We start from the raw sequence: 6,475 nt of genomic DNA, 5'->3' as shown, positions 1-6,475 counted from the left end.
TCGAACTCATCGGCGGCGTCCGCTTCCCCGCCATCGGAGACCTCCCCTACCTCCTCACCCTCGCAGGCCACGGCTTCTACTGGTTCCGACTGCGCCGGTCCGCCTCCCAGTTCCGCCCGGCGCAGTTGATGGCGTGCCCGTGAAAGGACCCGTCACCATGCCCAGGACCGCGTCACCCCGTGCCGGCAGCGTCGCCACCGCCTCGCTGCTGACCTCGCTCGCCGGGCTGCTGTACGAGTGGCTGCCGCGGCAGCGCTGGTTCGCGGGCAAGGGCCGCCCCGTCACAGGGCTTTCGCTGCGGTCGACGACGGAGCTGTACCCCGGCTGCCTGCACGTGCTCGTGCACACCGAACACGCGGGTCCGCCCCGGCGCGGCGACTGCGACACCCCGCCCGCCGACGACTGCTACCAGCTCCTCCTCGGCGTGAGGGACGTCCTCGCGCCCCATCTCGCCGGCGCGCTGATCGGCAGGGCCACGCAGGGCCCGCTGGCCGGGCTGATGGTGTACGACGCCCTTCAGGACCCGGAGACCGCGGCCCTGCTCCTGGAACGGCTGCGCAACCCCGGCAGGGCGGGCCCGCTGCGCTTCGAGCGCGGAGTCGGCACGGCCCTGCCCGCCGGGCTGACCCCTCGTCTGCTGGCGGCCGAGCAGTCCAACTCCTCGCTGGTGTACGGCGACGCGTTCATCCTGAAGGTCTTCCGCAGGGTCCAGCCCGGGATCAACCCGGACCTGGAGGTGCCCTCGGCCCTGGCCCGGCAGGGGTGCACCAGGGTTCCCGCGCCCGCGGCGTGGTTCCGCACCTCGCAGCCGCAGGAGGCGACGCTCGGCGTGCTCCAGCCGTTCCTGCCCGGCGCCTCCGACGGCTGGGAGCTGGCGGTCGGCTCGCTCGCCTCCGGGCGGGACTTCACCGACGAGGCGTTCGAACTGGGCCGGGCCACCGCCGAGGTGCACCTCGCCCTGGCCGGGGCGTTCCCGCTGGACGCGCCCAGCCGGCGCCGCGACCGGCGTCTCGCGGCCGCCATGAGCGAGCGGCTGGACGCCACGGCCCGCTGCGTGCCCGCGGTCCAGCCGTACGTGCCCGGTCTGCGGACGGCGTTCGAGGCGGTCGCGGCCCTCGACTCGGCGCGCCCGCCTCAGCGCATCCACGGCGACCTGCACCTCGGCCAGGTGCTGCGGGCCGGCCGGCGGTGGTTCGTCATCGACTTCGAGGGCGAGCCGGCCCGCCCGCTCGCCGAACGCCGGCGCACCCAGTCGCCCGTACGCGACATCGCGGGAATGCTGCGGTCCTTCGACTACGCCGCCCGCACCCGCGACCCCTGGGATCCGGAATGGGCGCTGCGCTGCCGGGACGCCTACTGCGCCGGGTACGCGGCCGAGGCGGACTGGGACCCGCGTGAGGAGCCCGCGCTGCTGCGGGCCCACGAGACGGACCGGGCCGTGTACGAGGTCCTGTACGAGGCCCGGCACCGGCCCGACTGGCTGCCCGTGCCGATGGCCGCGATCAGACGTCTGGCCGGGACCCCGTGACCCGCCGGTCCCGTTCGCTCCACCCGCACCACCCGCACAGCGGGCTCGCGACACCCCGTCATGAACTCTCCGATCGCGTTCGAGGAGGCTGAAACCGTGGTTCCCCGCAGCAGCACGTCCCCCACCGGGCGTCGCGCCATCGTGCGTTCACCCGAGACGCCCGGCACGTCGGCCACGCTCGACGCGCCCGGCACGTCCGGCCGCCCCGCCCCGTCGGCCACCGCCACCGCCACCGAGGCGCCCGCGCGCCGGCCGAGGCGCGCACGCAAGACCGTCCCCGTGCCCGCCCCGGTCCCGGCGCCGGCCACCATCGACCCCGCCGACCGGGAGCGTCTGCTGTCGGGCACCCACCACGACCCGCACGCCGTGCTCGGCGCGCATCCGGTGCCCGGTGGCGTCGCCTTCCGGGTGCTGCGCCCCTACGCCCGGTCGGTGGCCGTCACCGTGGCGGGCAGCCGCACGGAGCTGGACGACGCGGGCGACGGCTTCTTCACGGCCGTGCTGCCGCTGGAAGCGATTCCCGAGTACCTGCTGCACATCGCGTACGACGGCGTCGAACTGGAGGTGCGCGACCCGTACGCCTTCCTGCCCGCGCTGGGCGACTTCGATCTGCATCTGATCGGCGAGGGCCGGCACGAGGAGCTGTGGAAGGCGTTGGGCGCCCGGACGATGACGCACCAGGGCGTCACCGGAACCCGGTTCACGGTGTGGGCGCCGAACGCGCGCGGGGTCAGGGTCTGCGGGGACTTCTGTCACTGGGACGGCGGCGCGTACACGATGCGGTCTCTGGGCTCGTCCGGGGTGTGGGAGCTGTTCGTGCCGGGGCTCGGCGCGGGCACCCTCTACAAGTTCGACATCACCCGGCCCGACGGCACGCGCACCCTGCGCGCCGACCCGATGGCCCGGCAGTCCGAGGTGCCTCCGGCCACCGCCTCCGTCGTGACCGAGTCGTCGCACGTCTGGGGCGACGAGGAGTGGATGGCGCACCGGGGCGACCGGCCGGTGCACGAGGCCCCGTTCTCCCTCTACGAGGTGCACCTGCCGTCCTGGCGGCCGGGGCTCGGCTACCGGGAACTCGCCGAGCAACTGCCCGCCTACGTGGCCGACATGGGCTTCACGCATGTCCAGCTGATGCCCGTCGCCGAGCATCCCTTCGGTCCCTCGTGGGGCTACCAGATCACCGGGTTCTACGCGCCGACGGCCCGGCTCGGCACCCCCGACGACTTCAAGTACCTGATCGACGCGCTGCACCGGGCGGGCATCGGCGTCCTGATGGACTGGGTCCCGGCGCACTTCCCGCGCGACGACTGGGCCCTGGCCGAGTTCGACGGACGGCCGCTGTACGAGCACCACGACCCGTCGCGGGCCGCCCACCCGGACTGGGGGACGCTGGAGTTCGACTACGGCCGCAAGGAGGTACGCAACTTCCTCGTCGCCAACGCCGTGTACTGGTGCGAGGAGTTCCACATCGACGGCCTGCGCGTCGACGCCGTCGCCTCCATGCTCTACCTCGACTACTCGCGCGAGCCCGGACAGTGGACACCCAACGAGCACGGCGGGCGCGAGAACCTCGACGCGGTCGCCTTCCTCCAGGAGATGAACGCCACCGTCTACCGCCGCAACCCCGGCGTCGTCACCGTCGCCGAGGAGTCCACCGCCTGGGACGGCGTCACCCGCGCCACCCACCACACCGGGCACCACGGCTTCGGCGGCCTCGGCTTCGGGCTGAAGTGGAACATGGGCTGGATGCACGACTCCCTCGAGTACATCCAGCACGAGCCGGTGCACCGCAGGTACCACCACGACGAGATGACGTTCTCGATGGTGTACGCCTACAGCGAGAACTACGTCCTGCCGATCTCCCACGACGAGGTCGTGTACGGGAAGCGGTCCCTGGTCTCGAAGATGCCCGGCGACTGGTGGCAGCAGCGGGCCAACGAGCGCGCGTACCTCGGCTTCATGTGGGCCCACCCGGGCAAACAACTCCTCTTCATGGGCCAGGAGTTCGCCCAGGGCGCCGAGTGGTCCGAACAGCAGGGACCGGACTGGTGGCTGCTGGACCCGGCCTACTCGGCGGAGCCGGACCACCGGGGCGTGCGCGACCTCGTGCGCGACCTCAACACCGTGTACCGGCGGGAGCCGTCGCTGTGGCAGCGGGACACGAGCCCGGAGGGGTTCTCGTGGGTGGTGGGCGACGCGGCCGACGACAACGTGTTCGCGTTCCTGCGGTACGACGCGGAAGGGGTGCCGCTGCTGGCGGTGTCGCACTTCTCGCCCGCCGTGCGGCACGACTACCGGCTGGGCGTGCCCGAGGGGTACGCGGTGTGGCGGGAGGTCGTCAACACCGACGCGGCCCGGTACGGCGGGAGCGGGATCACCCATCCTGAGCCGGTGATCGTGGAGCCGTGCGCGGCGCACGGGCGGACGGGATCCGTCCGGCTCACCCTGCCGCCGCTCGCCACGGTCTGGCTGCGGCCCGAGTAGGCCGTCGCCCCCGTGCCCCTCCCCGGCCGCGCCCTCCGGCCGCTCAGGGGCGCGGAAGCGGGGATGCCATGCTTGGCGCATGGCTCTGCAGATCAGTGCTACCAATCCGGAGCACCCCGCGCTCCTGCTCGAACTGCCCTGGCAGCTTCCCCTGGAGAAGTGGCCGGACCGGCACCTCGTCCCCCTGCCGCGAGGGATCTCGCGGCACGTGGTGCGCTACGCCCGCGCCGGGGACGAGGTCGTCGCCGTCAAGGAGCTCGCCGAGCGCCCCGCCCTGCGCGAGTACGAACTGCTGCGGAGCCTGGACCGGATCGGCATCCCCGCGGTGGACCCGCTCGCCGTGGTCACGGGGCGCTCGGGCGACGACGGTCCCCTCGAACCGGTGCTGATCACCCGGCACCTGGGCGGCTCCATACCGTACCGGTCGATGTTCGAGACGACGATGCGTCCGGCGACGATGCACCGGCTGATGGACGCGCTGGCGGTGCTGCTGGTGCGGCTGCATCTGGCCGGGTTCGCCTGGGGCGACTGCTCGCTGTCCAACACGCTCTTCCGGCGGGACGCGGGGGCGTACGCGGCGTATCTGGTGGACGCGGAGACCGGGGAGCTGCACGCCCGGCTCAGCGACGGGCAGCGGGACTACGACCTGGACCTGGCCCGCGTCAACATCAGCGGCGAGCTGCTGGACCTGGAGGCCTCGGGGGCGCTGCACCCGTCGGTGGACCCGATCGCCTTCGGCGCGGAGATCTGCCGGCGGTACGAGGGGCTGTGGCGGGAGCTGACCCGTACGTCGGTGTATCCGGCGGGCAAGTACCACTACATCGACCGCCGCATCCGCCGTCTCAACGACCTCGGGTTCGACGTCGCCGAGATGCAGATCGCGAACTCGTCCAACGGGGACACCGTCACCTTCGTGCCCAAGGTCGTCGACGCGGGGCACCACCAGCGGCAGTTGCTGCGGCTGACCGGGCTGGACACCGAGGAGAACCAGGCCCGCCGGCTGCTGAACGACCTGGAGAGCTGGATGGCGACGCAGGACGACTACGGGCCGGGGGACGCGCGCCCCGAGGTGCTGGCCCACCGCTGGGTCCGCGAGGTGTTCCGGCCGACCGTGCGCGCGGTGCCGCGCGAGCTGCGCGGGCCGATGGACGCGGCCGAGCTGTACCACGAGCTGCTCGAACACCGCTGGTTCCTGTCGGAGCGCGCCCAGCACGACATCGGCCTGGACACGGCCGTCGAGGACTACGTCACGAACATCCTGCCCCGGGTCCGGACGGGACTGCCGGCCCCGGCGGAGGAGGCCGCGCCGCCCCCGTGACCGGGCGCCCAGGCAGGCCCCGCGCGCCCGGGGCCGCGGAGCGGGATCGGGGGCGGGCCGGGGCGAACGGGTCGACTCGCGGGCCGGACGGGGTGCCCCGGGGCCCGGACCGTTTCCCGTCCGGCCGATCGGGGACCCGCAATCCCATGGTGCGAATCGGATACACGATGATGACGGAGCAGGCCGGTCCCCGTGAGCTCGTCGACCACGTCGTCCAGGCCGAGGACGCGGGCTTCGACTTCTCGGTGACGTCCGACCACTACTTCCCGTGGCTGCGCTCGCAGGGCCACTCGCCCTACGCGTGGAGCGTGCTGGGCGCCGCCGCCCAGGCGACCTCGCGGATCCCGCTGATGACGTACGTGACGTGCCCGACCTTCCGCTACCACCCGGCGGTGGTGGCGCAGAAGGCGGCGACGGTGCAGCTGCTGTCGCAGGGCCGGTTCCGGCTCGGACTCGGCTCGGGCGAGAACCTCAACGAGCACGTGGTCGGCGGCGGCTGGCCGTCCGTCGACGTGCGGCACGAGCGGCTGGAGGAGGCCCTGGGCATCATCCGGGCCCTGTTCGACGGCGGCCACGTGACCCATCACGGGACGCACTTCGACGTGGAGTCGGCGCGGCTGTGGGACCTCCCGGACGCGCCGCCGCCCATCGGCGTGGCCGTGTCCGGGGAGCGGTCCTGCGCGCTGGCGGGCCGCTTCGCCGACCTCGTCATCGCCACCGAGCCGAAGGCGGACCTGCTGGAGGCCTTCGACCGCAACGGCGGCACGGGAAAGCCGCGGGTGGGGCAGCTGCCCGTCTGCTTCGACACCGACCGGAAGGCGGCGGTCGAGCGGGCGCACGAGCAGTTCCGCTGGTTCGGCAACGGGTGGAAGGTCAACTCGGAGCTGCCTCATCCGGACTCCTTCGCCGGGGCGACGCAGTTCGTCACGCCCGACGACGTCGCCGCGTCGATCCCGTGCGGCGACGACCCGGAGGCGTTCGTCGAGGCCGTACGGCCCTTCGCCGAGGCGGGGTTCACCGAGGTCGCCCTGGTGCAGATCGGCGGGGACTCGCAACCGCGGTTCCTGGACTGGTCCCAGAAGACCCTGCTGCCCGCCCTGCGGGAGGCCTTCCCCCAACCTGCGGACAGCTGACGGCAGTTGGAG

At 73.1% G+C, this 6,475-nt stretch carries 5 protein-coding genes; all 5 read left to right on the top strand.

Annotation, left to right across the window (positions count from 1 at the left end):
* A partial coding sequence (locus tag ACFY93_RS34035) for an alpha-glucosidase C-terminal domain-containing protein (RefSeq protein ID WP_391365796.1) occupies nucleotides 1-143 on the top strand: 143 nt, incomplete at its 5' end.
* Nucleotides 144-157: 14 nt separating this feature from the next.
* Nucleotides 158-1,528, top strand: a complete 1,371-nt coding sequence (locus ACFY93_RS34030) for a phosphotransferase (protein ID WP_391365793.1) — start codon at nucleotides 158-160, stop codon at nucleotides 1,526-1,528.
* Nucleotides 1,529-1,807: 279 nt separating this feature from the next.
* Nucleotides 1,808-4,012: a 1,4-alpha-glucan branching enzyme gene (gene glgB / locus ACFY93_RS34025; protein ID WP_391365795.1), complete on the top strand. Its 2,205-nt coding sequence runs from the start codon at nucleotides 1,808-1,810 to the stop codon at nucleotides 4,010-4,012.
* Nucleotides 4,013-4,091: 79 nt separating this feature from the next.
* Nucleotides 4,092-5,330, top strand: coding sequence for a DUF4032 domain-containing protein (locus tag ACFY93_RS34020; RefSeq protein ID WP_391365792.1), 1,239 nt, complete (start codon nucleotides 4,092-4,094; stop codon nucleotides 5,328-5,330).
* 146 nt (nucleotides 5,331-5,476) lie between these two features.
* The gene (locus ACFY93_RS34015; RefSeq protein WP_391365791.1) at nucleotides 5,477-6,463 is read left to right on the top strand and encodes a TIGR03557 family F420-dependent LLM class oxidoreductase; all 987 of its coding nucleotides are present in this window, start codon (nucleotides 5,477-5,479) and stop codon (nucleotides 6,461-6,463) included.
* Nucleotides 6,464-6,475 lie beyond the last annotated feature (12 nt).

The organism is Streptomyces sp. NPDC008313, from assembly GCF_042956125.1.
GTDB lineage: Bacteria > Actinomycetota > Actinomycetes > Streptomycetales > Streptomycetaceae > Streptomyces.
This window is presented reverse-complemented; position numbering and strand designations above follow the sequence as displayed.